This window comes from Oscillatoria sp. FACHB-1406 (assembly GCF_014698145.1).
In the GTDB taxonomy this organism is placed as follows: Bacteria; Cyanobacteriota; Cyanobacteriia; order Cyanobacteriales; family Spirulinaceae; genus FACHB-1406.
On the sequence record NZ_JACJSM010000001.1, the window covers coordinates 105439 to 124904 of the forward strand.

A 19466-nucleotide genomic window follows, 5' to 3' on the forward strand; every position below is an offset into this window, starting at 1 on the left:
GAATTGCGAGCGTAAGGGACTGATAGGTTTCTTCCGATTGTGCGATCGCGCTTTTAAATTTCCCCAAAGGTAATCGAGGGAGAAACTTGGTAGAACTGCTTACTCTCCATTAATAACTAATAACTGATAACTATTAACTGCAAAGCAATAGAGTACAGTAGGTACTATACCTTCAAGGACAGGTGTGCCTTAATTATGCAAGATCGAGAACTGCCAAAAAAACCCGACTCGCTCTTCTCGCTATCGCAAGAAGATCTCGAAGTGGAAGAAGCCTCCGCGCCGCAACCCGCGCCGCAACCCGCGCCCGAACTCCATCACGATACTCGACAATTTTCCGGGGAAGCCGTGGTTGATGAAGAAATTCGCCCCCAAGAAAGAGGGCGAGTTTACTTCCGCTCGAGTTGGTGGTTTGCTCGGTGTAATAGCGATATTACCCTTCCTCCCGGCGCTCGGGTTGAGGTGATGGGTTTAGAGACGGAAAACATGACTTTATTAGTCGTTCCTTACGGCGAAAAAAAGGAACCAGTTGAACCCATTATCCTAGAGCCAGACTCGATCTTATCACCGGAGCAAGAGCCGAATTAATCGAGATTTACTCCTTAAGAACTACAATTAACAATTGAAGAAAAGCTTAAATTGAATTCAAAGTTTTCTTCGATTGTCAACTGTACCCATATTCGCTAAAGCCTAGCAGGAGTAAGCTTTAGCGAAACTCATAGTATTTGGCTGTAGGTAAATCTGGGAATGCTGGCTCGGATGAAAGTTAAAATCTTACCCGAAAAGTAAAGACATTTCATGAATTACCCGGATAGGATAGATAGGTCATGAAATATTTTTACGGCTAGGCTATTAAAGACCTAACTTAGTGAGGAGACTAGACACAGAGATGAAAGGCAATTTGCAAATTTCGTCCGCGATCGTCATGCTATTTTTAACCAGTTGGGTAACAATTCCCGATCGCGTTCGAGCAATTCCGCCAGCAGAAAACGCGCCCGAAATTCCCAGCCAGAGTTTCCCCGAAGTCGGTTCCGCCCCCTTACCTGAAAGCGAACTTCAAGTCCAAATGCTTCCCGCTGCCCAATTTCGGGACGTACAACCCACCGATTGGGCCTTTGAAGCCTTGCAGTCGCTCCAACAACGCTACGATTGCTTAGCCGGATATCCCGATCGCACCTATCGCGGCGATCGTCCCCTCACGCGCTACGAATTTGCCGCCGGACTCAACGCCTGCCTTACCAAACTCGAGGAATTCCTGCAAAAAGGTCAACTCGCCACTCAAGAAGACCTCGAAACCGTGCGTCGCCTCCAGCAAGATTTCGCCACCGAACTCGCTACCCTAAAAGGGCGCATGGATAACCTCGAAACTCGCACCCAAGCCCTTGAAGATAACGCCTTCTCTACCACAACCAAACTCAGCGGCTTAGTTGTGATGGGCGTACAAGGACGCACCGACAGCACCGCCGATATTGATCCCCGCGATGGCATCAAAGACACCCCCGATCGCGCTGACAATATTAATACCATCTCCTTTGCCTCGCTCTACTTAACCACAAATTTCTCCCCGCGCAGCTATCTGGCTACCGGGCTTTTCGCTGGAATAGGAACCACTCGGTTCGATCCCGCTAACGCCCTTAAAAACGATGGTTATCTAGCCTACGATCTCCCCAGTAACAGCGATTTAACAATCAGCGATCTTCATTTTCACTGGCTGCTTGCCGACAATCTCGGCCTGATGGTCGGTACCGAAGGCGTAAATATTATCAATGCCTTCCGGGGACCAAACCGATATGCAAGCGCAGCTACAGGAAATCCGAGTTACTTTGCGCAGCGCAACCCCGTGCTGAATATTGGCGGTTACTTCGGCAAGGGTTTAGCCTTGGATTGGCAAATTGCCAAACAAGTTAGCCTGCAAGCGCTCTACCAGAGTAGTAATTTAGGTCGTTACGGTTTGCGCGAGCGAGGATTGTTTGATGGGAATACGACGGCGGCAGTACAACTTTTGCTCACGCCCGCCGACCCCCTCGATCTTGCCTTATATTACGTCAATAATTATTCGTTTGACGGTTGCTTGTTTACTTTAGTTGGCGACGATTGTTTGAACGCTGGAAATCGTCCCATGCAAACTCACGCTATTGGGGCAACGTTGAATTGGCAAATTTCACCCCAAGTTACGATGGGGGCTTGGGGCGGTTACACGACTTCCTCCATCCCTGGCGAGTCGGGAAGCGTGCAGACGACCAATTATATGGTTTATCTCAATTTGCCCGACCTATTGAGCGAAGGAAATTTAGGCGGCATCTCGATCGGACAACCCCCGAAGATTGTTAGCAGTACGTTGCCTGCGGGAAATAATATACCCGCTATGTTGGGGCAGCCGAATTCATCGGGAGGACAACCGGGAACGACGTTACAACTCGAGGCTTTTTATCGAATGCGGCTAAGCGATAATCTCAGCATCACTCCCGGCATTATTCACATTTTTAACCCGCGTCATACGCCGGACAGCGAGCCGGTTACAATTTTTCTGTTGCGCAGTAGTATCTTTTTTTAATAGGTGGGCATTGCTGTTGAGTAGGGGCGATTGACCTTTCTGATTTTCCTCATCGATGTGTCTGTTGCCATAGATTGCCGACCCGGTTTCTCGCGCCGAGAAACAGTGTAAGATCCACGCATTCAAAAATTGTCACGGATTCATGGATATCAAGGAGTTTTTCGAGCAGAGTTCGGGAAAATGGTTTGCCCAACGCACGCATTACAACCTCGCTAGTCAAGCCGCAGGCAGCAGTAAAGCCGAGATTGAGATTGAGTTTTTAGCCGTTGACGCGCCTGAAATCGTTCAACTCTGCGAGCAACAGCACGTTAGTTCGGCGCAAGCTTGCGGAGGCTTAAAAATAAGTTGGGATAACTCTGTCGATTGGGGAGGGACGAAGGAAAAAGGGTTTGCTATTCTTGTTGCAGTTCCCGACTCCGAGAATCCCCAAACGGGCAAGTTTCTGCGGGGCAGCAGCAATCCTAAAGAGCAAAGTCTTGCTGGGGATTATGCGATTGGAGAGGATGAAGCCTTAACCCTGACGCTAGAAAACGGTAGCTTGCACGCCGAAGAACGCCTGTGGTTTGCCAGTCCCAACTTGCGCTTGCGAAGCAGTTTCGTGAAAAATAACGGTCGATTTAGCGATAGTACGTTTTATTCCGAAATTCGCAGAATGGTAGCACCGGCAACTTGATTTCGCGATCGCGCAGGAATTCGCCGAGCGGCGCGCGCCAGTCATATCAAGACTATACTGCGAGGCTAGAAGAATCGATCGACTCCTCGATCTTGACAAAATGGCATCAGTAAGAATTTCTGAGTTTAGGGGCGAATGGCAATTCGTTCCTATTTTTAATTGGGTTAACGCCGAAAACGAAAGCCTGTCCCTACGTTGAGAATTCTTCTACCTTAACCGCCTCAAACCCGATCGCGATCGGTTAAAATTTCGTAGCCTTCCTTCGTCACCAGCACCGTATGCTCGAATTGAGCAGAAAGCGCATTATCCACCGTCACTACCGTCCAGCGATCCTTCAGCGTCCGCGTAAACCGTTTCCCCGCATTCAAAATCGGTTCAATCGCGATTGTCATTCCCGGTTTTAGCCGCACGTTAGGTAAATCGTTCGTGCGCGTATTAAACACCGCCGGTTCTTCGTGCAGCTTCCGCCCTACGCCATGTCCGGTGTAATCCTCCACCACACTAAATCCCTGTTCTTTAACGCTATCTTCAATCGCCCCGGCAATATCGAGCAAGCAATTTCCCGCTTGTACCTGTTCGATTCCTGCATACAGTGCCGCTTCTGCTGCGCGAATCAAGCGTTCTGCCTCCGGAGACACTTTGCCCACCGCAATCGTAATGCAGGAATCGCCGTGAAAGCCGTCCTTATACGCCCCCGTATCGACTTTAAGAACGTCGCCCGCCCGAATCACCTTTTTTGGGCTGGGAATCCCGTGGACGACTTCATTGTTCACAGAGGCGCAAATGGAAGCGGGAAAGCCGTGATAGCCCTTAAAACTCGGCGTTGCGCCCATTTCCCGAATTCGCTGTTCGGCGTAAGTGTCTAAGTCCGCAGTCGTCATCCCCGGTTCGACTCGTTGTGCAATCTCCTTAAGAACGGTGGCAACAATCCGCGACGATTCGCGCATCAGTTCGATTTCGAGTTCGGACTTTAATTCTATCCCGCGACGCGATCGCTTCATGGGGGGCAATCCATTCGTAGAGCTTGACTTTTCTTTCTTTCTATGTATGTTGGACAGGAGATTATTAAGAATATTCACAACTGGGACTTCTGCCGGTGTAGTGTCGATCGCCATTGTAATGTAATGTCAATCTTTTGCGCTTTGCCACAAGATGGATTTGCGCGCCGCAGGAGAACGCGACCCAATCGTGCTAAATTGAACGGATCTCGTTCGGTTCGGATGGGGAGCAGCCATTCGATATTAAAGGGGAAAGTTCGGTGCAAATCCGGCGCTGTCCCGCAACTGTGAGGCATTTTTCAAAATGCTAAGTCAGGAAGCCCGCCGAAACGATTCAATTTGGCTTAATTTATCAAACATCTGCGAGGTACGGATGATTTTAAAAATGAAAAGTGTTTCGGGGCGCGCCATTGCGCTAGGTTTAAGTATTGGGATCTTCAGTTTAGCGATCGCGACTCAACCCGCTTTTGCCCACCATGCAATGGGCGGAAGAATGCCCGCTAACTTTTTTGAAGGGTTTATCACAGGTTTAGCGCATCCCATTATCGGTTTCGATCATTTTGCTTTTATCATCGCAGTTGGCTTATTCGCCGCGCTTAAACCCCAAAAAGGTTGGTGGATTCCGGTTGCTTTTGTGATTGCCACATTAGGCGGTACGGGGCTGCATCTTTTGAAGTTGAATATTCCTTTTTCAGAAGCCTTTGTAGCCGCTTCAATTATTTCAGTAGGGTTACTGTTTGCTGCCAATTGCACCCCAGCGCTTGCCGGTGCGATCGCGTTTTCCGCGCTAGCAGGAATTTTCCACGGTTATGCTTACGGCGAATCGATTGTTGGGGCGGAACCAACGCCATTAATCGCGTATTTAATGGGGTTTGCAGCGATTCAACTCGCGATCGCGTCGGGTGTTTGTTGGGGGTGGCGCGCTTTGCAAACGAAAGGTAGCTTAACTGCCAGTTCGCTGCGTTTTGTAGGTTTGATTTTCTGCGCGATCGGGGCAACTTTTTTAGCGATCGGCTAATTTCGATTTAAATTGACGTTGCACTGACTAGACTTCTTATTTCGGTTAAAATAATGGTGCGTTACGCTTCGCTAACGCACCCTACTTTTTAAGTGATGAGTCTTATTTTGCTCGATTACTTTAAAAAATTCCCAATTTAGTAGGGTGGGCATTGCCCACCAGCCAAGGCTTCCAGCTTTGAGGAATGCTCATTCTTCGACCCGTAGCGCTATATTTTGCTCGATACTTTAAAAAATTCAAATTTAGCGAGCGATCGCAACTACAATTTTCACCCAAAAAGCTGGAACACAAATTTAAAATTTTGTTTCTCCAATGAAGCGTTATCTTATCGATCGCCTCCTCATCTCAATTCCCACCTTAATCGCGATTAGCATCGTTATCTTTTTAATCCTTGCCCTCGCTCCCGGCGATCCGATGGGAGAGTTTGCTTCCAACCCTTCAATTACCGCCGAAGTCCGAGAAAATATTCGGCGATCGCTCGGTTTAGACCAGCCGATTTATATTCGTTATTTTAAATGGGCGGGGTCGTTCTTGCGCGGCGACTTAGGCTACTCCTTCACCAGTCGTTCTCCCGTTATCCAACTTATTTTACAGCGCTTGCCCGCTACCTTATGGGTCGCTGGGACTGCCTATTTTTTTAGCCTCATTATTGCCCTTCCTTTAGGCATTTTATCCGCCCTAAAACGCCATTCCATTTTAGATCGCGTCGCCACTACCTTTGCCTTTCTCGGCTTTTCCCTGCCCACCTTTTTCACCGGGCTACTGTTTATCGTTATCTTTAGCGTGCAACTGAAATGGTTTCCCTTCATTTATAACAGCACGCTCCAAGTTACCGATCTTAAAAGTTTGCTCGCCCAAATCCAACAATCTGTCATGCCGATCGCGGTGTTAGCCTTATACCAAGCTGCCGTTTTAATGCGCTACGTGCGTTCTTCCATCCTCGAAGAATTGGATCGCGATTACGTTCGTACTGCGCGCGCTAAAGGGTTGGTAGAATGGATTGTTGTCAATCGCCACATTCTTCGTAACGCTCTGATTCCCGTCGTTACTCTCGTTGCGCTGGAAATTCCTAATATTTTCACCGGCGCGCTTGTCACCGAACAAGTCTTTCGCGTTCCCGGAATTGGTGCGTTATTAATTGAATCGATTTACCGCAGCGATACGCCGGTGGTGATGGCAATTACCTTTATTTACGCAATTTTAATCGTCATTTTTAATTTAGTTGCGGATTTGACTTATGGGATTCTCGACCCGCGCGTGAGAGAATAATGCGCTGAAATCGGGTTAGATAATTCGAGTGGGTAGTAGTAGATATCCTTCGATAAATTGAGTTGCAATTAGCGTCGCGGTGTCGTATATTGATAATTAGAACGTACCGTTTAACTTAAGAACTGGGTTCCTGGAAAAATTGGTTGTTCTCGCCTCTGCTCTTTTGTGTAATACAAGATATTACAGGCTGCTCAAAAAAATTTCGCGCTTCGCGCGATTGAAAAGGGCAAGAGGGGAAAAGGGGAGAGGGCTAGGGAATCCTGGGGGAGAGAGCAGCGCGGAACCCGATAAGGTCGTTAGAATCATCGGGATGGCCCCTGAGGCGATTCGCAGAACGGCAGAGCCCCGAATGGTTGAGCCAAGAACCACCGCGAAGCAGGCGCGTATCCCCTTCATCGCTAGTTAGCCATATAGTTTCATTGTTGGGTGCACCTTGATAATTTTCGTGCCAATGGTCTGCGCACCATTCCCATACGTTCCCGTGCATTTCATACAGTCCATATCCGTTCGGCGGTAATGTTCCTACTTCCACAGTTTTTTCTCGGTATTCTCCTTTCGGGTCGTTTCCGAAGCGATATCCGTAGGGATATATCCCGTAGTTGTTCACTAATGCTGACGTTATTGTTTCCCCAAAATGAAACGGCGTTGTTGTTCCAGCGCGACAGGCGTATTCCCATTCGGCTTCACTCGGTAGTCAATACTGTTTCCCTGTTTTTTTGGACAGTCTTTTACAAAATTCTTCGGCTTCCCACCAAGTTACTCGCTCTACCGGATGATTTGCTCCTTTAAAATTGGATGGGTCGGGGTTGAGGTCGTGGAGGATTTTGGGGAGGGCGGCGACGGCTTTCCATTGCGCTTGGGTAATGGCATATTTGCCCAGATAGAAGGGTTGGATTGTGACTTGATGTTGCGGACTTTCACTCTTCAATAAGGTGTGTTTGTATATTTTAGATAATCTCTCGATTTCCCTATCATCCGTCCCCATTATAAAACTCCCGCCCGGAATCGCCACCATTTCTAACCCAACTCCCCCAGCGATTTCTTCAGTAAAATAATTGGCTTGACTGGAACTGCGGTTTTCAACATTACCCCGATTATCGACGCTTATCACTTCAAAGCTGAAACTTCGTAGGTTGGGTGGCGACGTAACAATCCTTTTTGAAGGACTCGCTGGAGTTGTCAGTACAACGGCTATTCCTTCCAAAGCTTGTAAGGCTTCTTTTGCCGATTGATAGCGATCGCGTGCAAAGGGTTGTAGCATCGTATCTAAGACTTCCCCAAAACGCTCATTCGCCGTTCTCGATTGCTTCTGCAACTGCTCCCGCCACTGCCAGTCCTGCGTCGATGCGTCGAAAAGGTCGTCTCTTATCGTACCGTCGAGTTGCTGTTCCGGAAAACACCCCGTCAGCAACCGCGCGCAGGTTGCCCCCAAACTATAAATATCGCTCGCTCGTACCGGCTGTCCCATTGCGTGTTCTATTGCAGCGTATCCTGGAGTAAAGATTTGCGTTCCTGGCTTTGTTAGCGTCGTTCCCGTTATCTGTTTGGCTCCCCCAAAGTCAATCAACACGAACTCTGATGCACCGGAAACAAGCGTTTTTCGCATGATGTTTTCCGGTTTAATATCTCGATGCAACACGCCATTTTCATGGATATATTGCAGCACCGGCAGCAAACTCTGCAAAAGTTGCCGCGTTTTGAATTCGCTAAAAAGACCTTGTTTAAAGCATTCTTTAAGGAGGTTGTCTCCGGCAATATATCGCTGCACTAAGTACAGCGAGTTATCATGCTTGAAGTAGGCATACAGGCTCGGGATTTGCGGATGGTCTAATTCGTGAAGGCGCTGCGCTTCTTGCATGAAGAGTTCTGTAGCTTTGGCGAGGTTTTTTTGTTGTTGGGCAAGAAATTTTTTGATGACGCAGGGGCGATTGAGACATTTGGTGTCTTCAGCGAGGTAAGTTCTGCCGAAAGCGCCTTCTCCGAGGAGTCGAGTAACGCGATATTGATTGTGGAAGAGGTAGCTGGAGGTAAGGGGAAACCCGCAACTGCTGCAAAAGCTATGGTGGTTGGGATTGAAGGGGTTGGAACAGGCGGGGTTAAGGCAGTCCACCATGAGGGGAGAGGGTGAGGATTTTGTTTTCTAGTTTAACCCCTGCACGGGGTTGCCTTGTTCTTCCCTCCCCCAGTTCTCGGCGCAAAATTATCTGTAGAGACGTTGTATACAACGTCTCTACAGGCGATTTGTTCTTTCTTAAGTCAATGATAAAGATTAGGCAAAATAAACCCTAAGCCCAATAAGAATCCACTCCAAAAATGGAGTTTCACGGCAATAAATTTGCAATTGCTGACTCGTTCCGGGCGATCGTGATTTTCGCTGACATGGCGGACGAGTTCGTAACCGATGGGGAGGGTAATAAAAACGATCGCTGTCCAGAGGGGAAAGTTGCCGATAATCAGTCCGATCGCGACCATCGCAAACAAACTCGCGACCGATACCGCTAACACTTTAGCACCCAGCGCCGTACCCAAGCGCACGATCGGCGATCGCTTCCCGGCAGCGAGATCGTCTTCGACTTGGTGAAAATGGGAACAGAAGAGAATAATTGAGGTACTGACCCCGACAAATGCAGAAGCAAGCAGGAAGGCGGGAGAGAAGCTTTGCGCTTGGGAATAGTAGGCAGCGGCAATGGCGAGGGGGCCAAAGCTGAAAAAACAGATAATTTCGCCTAAACCCAAGTAACCGAGGCGAAAAGGCGGCCCTTGGTAGGTGTAACCGAGGGCGCAACAGAGGAGAACGAGGGCGAGAACGGTGACATCGCGTTGCAGGAACGCGATCGCAATAATGCCCGAGATTCCCAATCCCAAACAAAGATTAGCAATCCAAAATACTAAGGATTTATTGCCGGTTAAATTAACAACAGAATGGGCTTTATTTTTATCGATTCCTGTTTCCGAGTCGAAGACATCATTACTTAAATTAAGCCATGCAATAATCGCAATCGCAGCCGTTAGAAATAGGAAAAAGGGTAAGTTTCGCCACTGTTGGGTTTGCCAGTTCGCGATCGCGCTTCCCACCCAAATTGGCACGACAGCGACGCTATACATGGGCGGTTTAATCGCCGCCATCCATAATTTTTTATCAGAATTAGCAATAAGATTGGTTGTTGTCATTAGCTCAGAACGATTAAAACTGCAATTAATAAGACGAACGTCACTTCGCGGAATTCAAAATTTAAAATGTTCCCTCGAAAGGATTTTAGCAATTTTGAACGGTCGCTAAATTCGCGCTTTGGCGCACTCAACTAATTTTGAATTTGCCTTTTATTTAGCTTCCGGCGCGATCGCGCGAGTTTGCCGACGAATTCAGCGCGCGCAATTAGGGTTCCCATTGTTCGCTACTATAGGGAGAGCGCTTGCTCTCAATCCCTAATTTGAACTGTCTTGCCACTCCTGCAACAGTTCTGAAAGCTTACATCGGTTCGTCAGAAAGGAGCGCAATCCCTCTAGACATACCATAATGTCTGCCCGAGGCTGTAAATAAGATAAGTTTTTTTACGATACTGCTTCCATGCCAGCGCTCCCTTGCCGTGCTAACCTCTTTCAGGGCGATCGAGAACTTTATCGGTTTCTCCTCAACTGTCAAGAGCAATCCCTTCGTAAAAGGGAGTCTGTAATTGTAAGTTGGTCGCAAGAAATCGAGTTAATCGACCCGCTCGCCGTCTTACAAGTTGCCATTCAACTGAGTTCAAAAGCTTGGCATTTTTATTGGGAAAATGCGCGTGAGGAAGAGGCAGTATTTGCATTTGAGACAGCGCATATTTTAGAAATTGAAACGGGCGAACGTTTTCTGCGCTCGAAGGAGTTTGTTCGCAATTGTTTGAAACAAATTGTGCGGACGGGAGAGGAGAGTTTGCCTTGGGCGGGGCCGCATTTCTTTGCTAATTTTACCTTTTTTGAAGGGCGAAGAGAGTCAGGTTCGCCTTTCCCTAGTGCAACGTTGGTATTACCGGAATTTCAGGTAGCGCGGCGGGGGAATCGGGCGACGGTCACGTATCATTTTGCGATCGACGATCGCGCGAATTTAGAGGCGATTTTCGAGCGTCGATCGCGTTATTTTGAGTGGATTGAAAGCGGACGAAAGCAGCACAGCGGACTTCTTTCGCGTTCGAGCGCGATCGCGATTGAGGTTCCCGATGACGGAGCGGAACGCTTTGCTAAAGCGGTAAAATCGGCATTGCACGAGATCGATCGCGATCGCTACAGTAAAATCGTTTTGGCACGAGCGCTAGAAGTCGTTTCTCCCGTTCCTTTTCAACTGGCGGAATCGATCGACAACCTGCGGCGAGATCGTCCCGATTGTTATATTTTTTCGGCCAGTAACGGGCGGGGGATTAATTTTATTGGGGCGAGTCCGGAACGGTTGATGTGCGTGCGCGATCGCCAATTTATTGCCGATGCGCTGGCGGGTTCTGCACCGCGCGGTGGAACGCCGGGGGAGGACAGCGCGATCGCGCAAAAGCTTTTGCACGGCGAGAAAGAACGGCGAGAACACGAAGCAGTGAGCGATTTTATCGATCGCCGCTTGCAAGAATTGGGATTGCAACCCGCGCGATCGCCCTTGCAACTTTTGCAACTGCCCAACATTCAACACCTGCGAACCACCTTTCAAGGGCAGGTTCCCGATCGCATTCATCCCCTCGATATCGTCGCTAAACTGCACCCCACCCCAGCAATGGCCGGGGTTCCCACCGCCGCCGCTTGCGAGCGAATTCGTCGTTACGAACCGTGCGATCGCTCCCTTTACGCCGCCCCCCTCGGTTGGATAGACGGAAACGGGAACGGAGAATTTATCGTTGGCATTCGTTCGGCGTTTATTCAAGGCGATCGCGCGCGACTTTACGCCGGTGCGGGGATTGTCGCCGGTTCCGATCCGCACAAAGAATTAGCCGAAGTGCAACTCAAATTACAAACTATCTTAAAAGCACTGGCTTAGGCGCGATCTTGGCGACTTTCCAAGCGAAACAACCACACCATCAACGCCACCACCCCAAGCTGCAAAGCAAAATTGGGCAGCGCCGAAGCCACTTCTCGTCCCGCTGCAAGTTGGGATAAAAAGATCGTCGCGCCGATAAACCCCGATGCGCCAAAACCAACGTAAACGAATTTTCGCAACCCCCGGTAAGGCGCTTTCGCTTCCGCTTTTAGGCGGGCGTAAAGTTCGGCATCCATTGGCTCTTTCCGGCGCGGGCGTTTGTTAGAATCAGTCATTTATTCTCTGTTGGGCTGCTTAAACTCTTCGATTATCGCGCAATCGGCTAAGGGGATGCTTCTAATGCGGGCGAGCCAGCGAAGTCCAGAAAAAATTATTTTTTTTACAGGCATTGTGTTAAAATAGTTAACCGTGCCGATGTAGCTCAGTGGTAGAGCACTCGATTCGTAATCGAGCGGTCGTGAGTTCAAATCTCATCATCGGCTTGAACTTAAATGAACCAATCCTCTTTCAAGTAATTTTATGCTACGATAGATTATGTCAGCATTGACATGACTCCTCAATAAAGTTAATTCTTATGTTTAACTTTAAATGAAAAAATCTCAAAAGCCAGACAAACTACTTGTCTGGCTTGAGGGTGAAGTAAAAACGCCTCCCTTTTCAGCTGCTGCCCGCATTGAAGCAGGACAATTGTTAAGAAGATTGCAGCAAGGAGAAATCTTGACCATGCCTTCTTCTCGACCCATGCCAATGATCGGTACTCACTGTTATGAATTGCGGATAGGCGATAGCGAAGCTGGTAAGCAATGGCGAATAATTTATCGTATTGACTTTGATGCAATTGTTATCGCCGATGTTTTCCAAAAGACAACACAAAAAACACCAAAGCGAGCAATTGATAACAGTAAACGACGACTCAAGTTATACGACGAAATTTAAGAATCATTATCAATTTAGCTGAATAGAGTTGGATTTTTATAAGATTCGATCGAGGTTATTAACTATGGATATATTAAAGCGTCAACGCTTAGAAGCAGCGGGTTGGAAAGTCGGAAATACTGAAGATTTTCTCGAATTATCCCCCCAAGAAGTTGATTTTATAGAATTAAAACTCTCTCTTAGCAAGCATTTACGAGAATTACGATTGAATCAAAATCTTTCTCAAGAAAGATTAGCGAAAAAAATAAAATCCAGCCAGTCAAGAGTTGCTAAAATGGAGTCAGGAGACCCTTCCGTGTCTTTTGACTTAATCGTGCGAACACTGCTGGCGATGGGAGCAACTTATCAGGATTTAGCAACGGCGATCGCATCTTGCGAGTAGTTTCTATTTCTCATCGCCCTTATAGGCTATTTATAGCACTAGACAACTCGATAAAGGTTGCATTAGAAAAATGAGATGATGCTTTGGATAGGTTGCCCTGTCCAAATCTATTGCACTACTTTAGCTATGCCACAGTAGTAGGGTGCGTTAGCGAAGCGTAACGCACCATTCATTATCTTAACCGCCCACCTTATTGCCGAACTGTAGAGACGTTGTATATATAGCAATCCCAAATAGGTTGTGATAAGTACGAGCGCTGAAAGCCATACGCAGCAACGCTCTATCTTCCGAGAAATATTTTAAACAATTTGGGATTGCTATAGCAGTTTTCAATTGGATGAGGTACAGAGCGATCCCCCTAAATCCCCCTTATTAAGGGGGACTTTTAAAAAAAGCGTACCTCACGCACATGAAAAACGCTATACAACGTCTCCACAGGTCTTAAGAACAAGTTTATAAATAGTCTCTTAACGCTATTATTCTGCTGTAGAAACTTTCCCATCCCCCGTTACCGCCGTCGAGAAAGTGTGTCCGCCCGCTTCTACTTTTAACGTTCCTACCTTCCAGCCCAAGGAAACAATCGACGGCCCGGAAACGACGCGATAGAGATCGAAATGCTGCAACCAATCGTAAACTTCGCCGTTACGTTCAATAATAGGAAGTTGTTCGAGAGCGCGCCAAGTTAAATTAAGGGTATTGCTATCACTCCCTTTTAACCCCACCGTTCCTTCCTTTAAACGAGCAAGATTTAACTCTCCCTTACGCTTCACCGCTTCCTTAAAACGAGCGTAATCATTCCCCTCTACGAGATCGCCCGTTTCTAACGCAAAACCGGCTAGTTCTTGACCCTTTGGGGTGGCTTTTATCCATCGTTCTGCCCCGTAACCGCGCGTCGCTTTCTTTTCCGGTATGGGAACGTCTGTATAATCATTAAGTTGAATCGGACGAATCGCGATCGCAACTTTTTCTAATCGCACAAACCAAATTCCCTCTTCAATCTCCATCTTCGCTGTTTTCGGCAGTTGAAAAAAGAACGGTCGGTTGGCCGGACGCAACCAAATTAAGAGATTGCGGAACTGTCCGATTTGGTCGCCCGGATTTTTCCCCGGTTTCACGCCTTCCTCGCCCGTATTGGCAACAAAAAAGTCAACGCCGCGCTGAGAATTATTGGCCATGATTTTAAATGGCCCGACATCGCCATCGGCAAACCCAGAAACAACGCTGCCCATTTGATACGTCCGCCCGAAAAACTGAGTTTCCCAATACGCCGGTTTATCCTCCCCGTCCTGCTTCCAATTTTCATAAATTGGTTTCGTCGCCATCATCTCGACGGGTTGCTTGAATTGCTTTCGCGCCAAGGCAACGACAGCTAAGGGCGGTCGGTAGCGACTGGTAATCATGTAGAGGGTATCGAGTTCGGGTTCGGGGTTGGGCTGGGGAACATCGCCGAAGTAGAGGTCGAAGGTACGCGCCGCAGAAGAACCGTAAACGACGTTAGCACCGCCGTAATCGCGTTTTGTCGGCCCGCCCCAACCGCCGCGACGATATTTAAGGGCAGCAGCGGTTGACATCCAATCTAAGGCGGCTTTGGCGATCGCTTTGACTTCGGAGTCTTTGGCGAAGTCGTAGAGGTTGAGGTAGGGGGCAAAGGTGTGACTGTGGTAGTTTTCTGAGTCCCATTCGCCCATCCCGATGTGGTATAGCGCCCAAACGTAACGCTGGATTTTTTGCTTGTAGAGTTGGCGGACGGCTTCGTTTCCGGTTTCTTCTGCCATGAGGTAAACGGAGGTTTCACGCATGGCGCGCAGGTTATCGGTGTTGCGCCCGTCTACCCACAATCCGCGCCGCTGAATCGACCAGTCTTGTCCGCTGCCATCACCGTTTCCGTAAAGGGGATGGGGACGTTCGAGGGGGTCGCGTTCCGTCCATTTTTTGGCACCGTCAAACATTCGTTGTTTGTAGGCGGGGTTGAGGAAGGAACCGAAGAGGAAGTATTTGCGAATTTGACCTTTGAGGGTGAAGGAGAAGTAGTAGTCAATGCCGTCGGTGTGGGCGTGTTCTGGGGTTTGGGAGTCTTCTTGTTGGAGAAAGGCGATCGCGCGTTCTTTATTTCCGGCGAGAAAGTCGAACATAGCGCGAGGATAAGATCGTTTCTCGTTTTCTTGGGTCGTGTTCCCATAGGTTTTGGGGTTGCTGTAAAGCTGGATAATGGCAAGCGCGCGCTGCTCGAATTCGGCTTCGAGTTCCGGAGTCCAAGGGTTTTGCAGTTTTTGTGGAATGTCGGCCGGTTGGAGATTGAGAAAAGGCCCGCGATCGGAGGGACGCGGGACGATAGCAGCCGAATTTGGGGAAGAAGGGGAGAAATTGGGAGCTATGCAACCGCAAAGCGCGATCGCGAGTGCAATGGCTGTATTCTGAATTCTTAATGTCAGCTTCCTCATCTTTTAGCTCCCATTCACAAGTGCAAATACTGCAAAAAATAGCGAGCAATCCACTCAACTCGCGCGATTCGGGATGGCTTGGGCCTACAACGATCCCCGTTTTTAAACTGCGATTAATTATACCTATCTATCATTTCTGCTGCGATTATCAGCTTGCGATCGCGAGCTTGGGGTTGCAGCAATGGATTAAAACTTAGATTTGGGGGGTCTTATCCCCCATCAAGATTAGTATTTGACTGTGCTTACCCCCTCAATTTTTGCAGGTTACAATTCCGAGCAATTGAATTAAATTTCAACCTCAACCCACCGTACTTGCAGAAATGAGATATAAGGGTTAGAGGTTTACAGAGAGCGCGTTTCAGCTTTAAAAAGCAGTTTTATATATCTTATCGATCCAAAAAAGTCAAGAGAAATTAGAAATTATTATTATGGGTTCGCGGGTCTCGAAAATGCTGAGGACGTTTGGCTAGTTCAGACTGTAAAATGTTCAATCGGACACGAAACATTTACCATTCTTTAATATTTAGCTTATGGTCATGCCTGAATGGGGATGGTTGTCGCGAGGGACACTCCTAGGTGTCGTCGGAACGGTGGCGCTAGTTGCGTTATTTTCATCGGAAAGACCGAAGACATCGCCGGTAGTCTCAAATTCCGAAGTTGCACCGAGTTCAACTGCATCGACAAACCGGACTAAGCGGATCGCCGTACCCATGCTTGCCACCTTAGCGAGTTACGCGCAGCCCCAAACCCAAACCACTGGAAAGCAATTCGGCGTGCAAGCAGCGCAGGCAGCAACGCCAGAAGGAGAATATCAAGCGCCTGCCGCTCCGATTATGCCGCCCGCAGAACTGTTCGCTACGCCGGTTTCTCTAGGGATGTTAGCCATTGGCGCGGCGGAGGGGAATTATCGAGTTTTCCGAGAGAAAGGAACTCTCTACGTCGAGCAAACCCCTCTTTACTTCGGGCATACCGATCCGGGGAATTTTGCGACGAACTATGGTCCTTGCAGCGACCAAGGCAGAAGTCGAGGGAATATCGAGTTAGCAGCCCAGATGTGCGTCGATAGATCGCGCCGCCAACTTCCCGTTAATATCGCCGATTTAGTAGCAGTAGGAATTGATGCCAATCGCGACCCGGAAGCGTTAATTAATGCGGCGGATCTTTACAACCAAGCGAGCGAAATTCATTCCCGACGTTTTCCCCAAGCACTGACAATCGCGCGGCGGGGCGGACTGAAGGGATTAGAAGCGATCGCATGGGCGCGCACTGCTTCTTTTTATCTCAACGATTACGGCGAACTCGACATCGAGAAAGGGGCAAACCGTGCGGGCGGACTGATCGGGATTTGCTCGCGGGAAAATCGGGCTGTAACCGAGTGGGAGTGCGTTTACCACGACCAAATGCGACGGGCGCGAGCAATTTCCGACGCGATCGCGCAATACTTCCAAATTCCTGACTCTGCCCTCCTTGTGGCAGCGAATAATCCCCCAGCAGGCGCTAAAGCTGCGCCCAACTCGCCCCCTATCGCTTACAAATTTCCCACTCAAGGGCGCGTTCGCAAAAGTTACAGCATTACTGGCAAACAAAAACATCCCGCGATCGATATTGCCGCCCCCGAAGGTACGCCAATCATCGCCGCCGCCGACGGTAAAGTCATCGCAGCGGGAGTGGGCGACGAACCGGAAGTCGTTCGAGCAGCGGGACAAAATTGGGGCAAAGCCTTAGTCCTCGTAATCTCCCACGATAACGGTGACAGAACGATTTACGCTCACAATCAACGCCACATTGTTAAAGTCGGTCAAAAAGTGACCAAAGGACAAACAATAGCACTCGTCGGTCAAAGTGGTAATGCTGAGTATCCTCACCTCCACTTTGAACTAAAACATAACGGACAATCGGTCAATCCCCTATCCTATATTCAATTCAATTAAGGCTAGCTGAATAATGGACAATTGACAATTGATAATGGACAACGTTCGTACAAATTCATTGCTCCCTTGAGGCGAAGTCTCTTTTTAGGGCATCGGTACTAATTGGAGGTGTAAGGGTATGGGCAATAGAGCCATTAACGGCTCCGAACGTTATCAATTGTCCATTATCAATTGTCAATTATTCACCGCTCGCCTTTGCTCCAAATTCAGCACTCAGAATTTTTAATTTCAAATCATCATCGAAGCGTTGCATTTATTGCATCGCCTTTATTAATTTTGCATCAAAGAATACATCAACAATTTTAACCGCACTTTAACTTTCTCTTAACTGAAACTCAAACCTTTGAGTCTTCAGCCATTGCATCTCAGTTCTCTGAGATCGGAACGCTACCAGTGTGAGGAAAATTGTGAAATCCAATCAAATTAAACCCTTCGAGACATTTAGCACTTCAGCATTGCTCGTAAGCACTTTGCTGCTATCTGTATCGCTCAAAGCAGCAGCAAACCCCGCTACTCCAGAGGTTCCCTCTGAACTCTCTACGCCGGTTTTACCTCAACCTACAGAGGTTCCCTCTGAACTCTCCACGCCTGTTTTACCTCAACCTACAGAAGATGGCAATCAGGCTGCCCTCAATGAGATTGAAAGCTATAGCAACACCGAGGCAGAAAGTTCCCTCGGTCAAGAGTTGCAAGGAGCTTCCAAATTTCGCGACGTTCGTCCCACTGACTGGGCCTTCCAAGCCTTAGATGACCTCATTAAGCGCTACGATTGTCTCGTTGGCTATCCCGACGGAACTTTTCGAGGCAATCGTCCCCTCAGCCGTTACGAATTTGCCGCCGGTTTGAATGCTTGTTTGAATCAAATCGAACGGTTAATCTCCTCTTCTGGTGGTGATTTCGCCACTCGCGAAGACCTTGAAACGTTGCGTCGCCTGATGCAAGAGTTTGAAACCGAACTTGCTTCCCTCGGTACTCGCGTCGATAACTTAGAAGCACGTACTGCCTTCCTAGAAGATCATCAATTCTCGACGACAACGAAACTATCGGGCGAGGTGATTTTTGCTCTTTCCGATGCTTGGGGCGGTCAAACCGATAATACCCATACTGTCTTTCAAAACCGAGTTCGTCTCAATTTCCTAACCAGTTTTACCGGCAAAGATCAACTGCAAGTCCGCCTGCAAGCTGACAACGCGCCGCCTCTGTTGCCCGGTAACATGGTCTTTAACGATAACCCTAACCCGACAACAACCCAAGAAGGGCGTTTCACTTACGACGGTCCCAATCCCGGCAATACGCCCAATAATGTTTTTATTGACATCCTGCGCTATCGTTTCCCCATCGGGAATAAAATCAACGTGCAGATTATTGCCAACGGTGGTTTGCATCATTACTACGTCGATACCGTAAACCCTTATTTTGAAGGATTGGCGGGCGGTTCTAATGCCATTTCGCGCTTTGCGGAACGCAACCCCATCTATCGTATCGGGCCGTTTGGAGCGGGTGCGGCGGTCGCCATTAAACCTTTAGATGCGGTGCGCGTCGATTTAGGATATATTGCCAACGAAGCTGAGGATCCTGGTTCCGGTTCGGGATTGTTTAATGGTAATTATTCCGCGATCGCGCAAGTCGTTGTCGGTAATACTCATAAAATCGGCTTCACCTACGTCCACGCTTACGACGGCACAACCGCTGCGACTTTCCCCACGCGCTTTGCTCTGGGCGGAACGGGAACCAGTTATGCTAACCTTGCCCCTGCTGCCCTCGCGCGTATTACCGGACTTCCTGCCGCTCGGATGAATACGCCTGTCGTGAGTAACTCCTACGGGATCGAAACCTCTTTACCCATTACGCCCAACATTGTTTTTAACGGCTGGGTGGGATTAACCAATGCGCGTTTGATCGGTTTGGGCGATGCTAATATTTGGAACTTCGCTGGCGGTTTAGCGTTCCCGGATTTAGGTCAAGCGGGCAATCTCGGCGGTCTCTTTTTCGGGGCAGAACCGACGCTACGCGGCTTGCGGACTTCGGGTAATCGCTCTTTTTCTCGAGATTTTGCTTACCATTTCGAGGCATTTTACCGCCACCAAATTGGGAAAAATATCTCCATTACTCCGGGGGTAATTTGGTTGCTCAATCCCAACCAAAATTCAGCTAATAATGACGCGGTGATTGGGACATTACGAACGACGTTTACGTTCTAATCTCTAATCCAGTCTGTCACTAGCGGGGCGAGTTATTCTCTGCCCCGCTAGTTGTAAGATTGAAGGCGCGATC

14 protein-coding genes, 1 tRNA gene, 1 pseudogene and 1 riboswitch are annotated in these 19466 nt (G+C 48.5%); of the genes and pseudogenes, 11 read left to right on the plus strand and 5 right to left on the minus strand.

Annotation, left to right across the window (positions count from 1 at the left end):
- The first annotated feature begins 195 nt into the window (after window positions 1-195).
- The 3 genes from H6G50_RS00430 (at window position 196) to H6G50_RS00440 (ending at window position 3224) form a co-directional block, all read left to right on the plus strand.
- Complete coding sequence (locus H6G50_RS00430; protein WP_190712191.1) at window positions 196-585, plus strand: NfeD family protein; 390 nt, start codon at window positions 196-198, stop codon at window positions 583-585.
- Window positions 586-865: 280 nt separating this feature from the next.
- A complete protein-coding gene (locus H6G50_RS00435; protein ID WP_347239835.1) occupies window positions 866-2551 on the plus strand; it encodes an iron uptake porin in 1686 nt (561 codons plus the stop codon).
- Between the two features lie 142 nt (window positions 2552-2693).
- Window positions 2694-3224, plus strand: coding sequence for a phycobiliprotein lyase (locus H6G50_RS00440; protein ID WP_190712193.1), 531 nt, complete (start codon window positions 2694-2696; stop codon window positions 3222-3224).
- Window positions 3225-3445: 221 nt separating this feature from the next.
- On the opposite strand, the gene map is transcribed toward H6G50_RS00440, so the two are convergent.
- Complete coding sequence (gene map / locus H6G50_RS00445) at window positions 3446-4225, minus strand: type I methionyl aminopeptidase (protein WP_190712195.1); 780 nt, start codon at window positions 4223-4225, stop codon at window positions 3446-3448.
- A gap of 194 nt (window positions 4226-4419) precedes the next feature.
- Window positions 4420-4566, plus strand: a riboswitch (cobalamin riboswitch).
- Between the two features lie 41 nt (window positions 4567-4607).
- Between map and H6G50_RS00450 the strand changes: the two genes are divergently transcribed.
- Complete coding sequence (locus H6G50_RS00450; RefSeq protein WP_199302644.1) at window positions 4608-5240, plus strand: HupE/UreJ family protein; 633 nt, start codon at window positions 4608-4610, stop codon at window positions 5238-5240.
- A gap of 312 nt (window positions 5241-5552) precedes the next feature.
- Window positions 5553-6509: an ABC transporter permease gene (locus H6G50_RS00455; protein WP_190712198.1), complete on the plus strand. Its 957-nt coding sequence runs from the start codon at window positions 5553-5555 to the stop codon at window positions 6507-6509.
- Window positions 6510-6759: 250 nt separating this feature from the next.
- Here H6G50_RS00455 and H6G50_RS00460 read toward each other — a convergent pair.
- Both H6G50_RS00460 and menA read right to left on the minus strand, forming a co-directional pair.
- Window positions 6760-8622 (minus strand): annotated as a pseudogene (locus H6G50_RS00460) (bifunctional serine/threonine-protein kinase/formylglycine-generating enzyme family protein).
- A 143-nt stretch (window positions 8623-8765) separates the two neighbouring features.
- Complete coding sequence (menA, locus tag H6G50_RS00465) at window positions 8766-9680, minus strand: 2-carboxy-1,4-naphthoquinone phytyltransferase (RefSeq protein WP_190712200.1); 915 nt, start codon at window positions 9678-9680, stop codon at window positions 8766-8768.
- 397 nt (window positions 9681-10077) lie between these two features.
- Between menA and H6G50_RS00470 the strand changes: the two genes are divergently transcribed.
- The gene (locus H6G50_RS00470) at window positions 10078-11502 is read left to right on the plus strand and encodes an isochorismate synthase (protein WP_190712202.1); all 1425 of its coding nucleotides are present in this window, start codon (window positions 10078-10080) and stop codon (window positions 11500-11502) included.
- Here H6G50_RS00470 and H6G50_RS00475 read toward each other — a convergent pair.
- The gene (locus H6G50_RS00475; RefSeq protein ID WP_190712204.1) at window positions 11499-11777 is read right to left on the minus strand and encodes a DUF3493 domain-containing protein; all 279 of its coding nucleotides are present in this window, start codon (window positions 11775-11777) and stop codon (window positions 11499-11501) included. The genes H6G50_RS00470 and H6G50_RS00475 overlap by 4 nt on opposite strands.
- Before the next feature lie 135 nt (window positions 11778-11912).
- Here H6G50_RS00475 and H6G50_RS00480 point away from each other — a divergent pair.
- The 3 genes from H6G50_RS00480 to H6G50_RS00490 all read left to right on the plus strand — a co-directional run bounded on the left by H6G50_RS00480 (window position 11913) and on the right by H6G50_RS00490 (window position 12820).
- Window positions 11913-11984 (plus strand) — tRNA-Thr (locus H6G50_RS00480).
- Between the two features lie 106 nt (window positions 11985-12090).
- Window positions 12091-12438, plus strand: coding sequence for a type II toxin-antitoxin system RelE/ParE family toxin (locus H6G50_RS00485; protein WP_190712206.1), 348 nt, complete (start codon window positions 12091-12093; stop codon window positions 12436-12438).
- A gap of 64 nt (window positions 12439-12502) precedes the next feature.
- Window positions 12503-12820, plus strand: a complete 318-nt coding sequence (locus H6G50_RS00490) for a helix-turn-helix transcriptional regulator (RefSeq protein ID WP_190712208.1) — start codon at window positions 12503-12505, stop codon at window positions 12818-12820.
- Between the two features lie 476 nt (window positions 12821-13296).
- On the opposite strand, the gene H6G50_RS00495 is transcribed toward H6G50_RS00490, so the two are convergent.
- A complete protein-coding gene (locus H6G50_RS00495; protein WP_190712210.1) occupies window positions 13297-15261 on the minus strand; it encodes a hypothetical protein in 1965 nt (654 codons plus the stop codon).
- 530 nt (window positions 15262-15791) lie between these two features.
- Here H6G50_RS00495 and H6G50_RS00500 point away from each other — a divergent pair.
- Both H6G50_RS00500 and H6G50_RS00505 read left to right on the plus strand, forming a co-directional pair.
- Window positions 15792-17192, plus strand: coding sequence for a M23 family metallopeptidase (locus tag H6G50_RS00500; protein ID WP_190712212.1), 1401 nt, complete (start codon window positions 15792-15794; stop codon window positions 17190-17192).
- A 407-nt stretch (window positions 17193-17599) separates the two neighbouring features.
- Entirely contained in the window at window positions 17600-19393 is a 1794-nt protein-coding gene (locus H6G50_RS00505; RefSeq protein WP_347239836.1) for an iron uptake porin, read from the plus strand.
- Window positions 19394-19466 lie beyond the last annotated feature (73 nt).

Excerpts from the sequence above, each read along its gene's own strand:
- H6G50_RS00495 (WP_190712210.1), bottom strand. The coding sequence starts at position 15,261 with ATGAGGAAGCTGACATTAAGAATTCAGAATACAGCCATTGCACTCGCG.
- H6G50_RS00455 (WP_190712198.1), top strand. The coding sequence starts at position 5,553 with ATGAAGCGTTATCTTATCGATCGCCTCCTCATCTCAATTCCCACCTTA.
- H6G50_RS00500 (WP_190712212.1), top strand. The coding sequence starts at position 15,792 with ATGGTCATGCCTGAATGGGGATGGTTGTCGCGAGGGACACTCCTAGGT.
- H6G50_RS00430 (WP_190712191.1), top strand. The coding sequence starts at position 196 with ATGCAAGATCGAGAACTGCCAAAAAAACCCGACTCGCTCTTCTCGCTA.
- H6G50_RS00450 (WP_199302644.1), top strand. The coding sequence starts at position 4,608 with ATGAAAAGTGTTTCGGGGCGCGCCATTGCGCTAGGTTTAAGTATTGGG.
- H6G50_RS00440 (WP_190712193.1), top strand. The coding sequence starts at position 2,694 with ATGGATATCAAGGAGTTTTTCGAGCAGAGTTCGGGAAAATGGTTTGCC.
- H6G50_RS00490 (WP_190712208.1), top strand. The coding sequence starts at position 12,503 with ATGGATATATTAAAGCGTCAACGCTTAGAAGCAGCGGGTTGGAAAGTC.
- H6G50_RS00475 (WP_190712204.1), bottom strand. The coding sequence starts at position 11,777 with ATGACTGATTCTAACAAACGCCCGCGCCGGAAAGAGCCAATGGATGCC.
- H6G50_RS00485 (WP_190712206.1), top strand. The coding sequence starts at position 12,091 with ATGAAAAAATCTCAAAAGCCAGACAAACTACTTGTCTGGCTTGAGGGT.
- H6G50_RS00470 (WP_190712202.1), top strand. The coding sequence starts at position 10,078 with ATGCCAGCGCTCCCTTGCCGTGCTAACCTCTTTCAGGGCGATCGAGAA.
- menA (WP_190712200.1), bottom strand. The coding sequence starts at position 9,680 with ATGACAACAACCAATCTTATTGCTAATTCTGATAAAAAATTATGGATG.
- map (WP_190712195.1), bottom strand. The coding sequence starts at position 4,225 with ATGAAGCGATCGCGTCGCGGGATAGAATTAAAGTCCGAACTCGAAATC.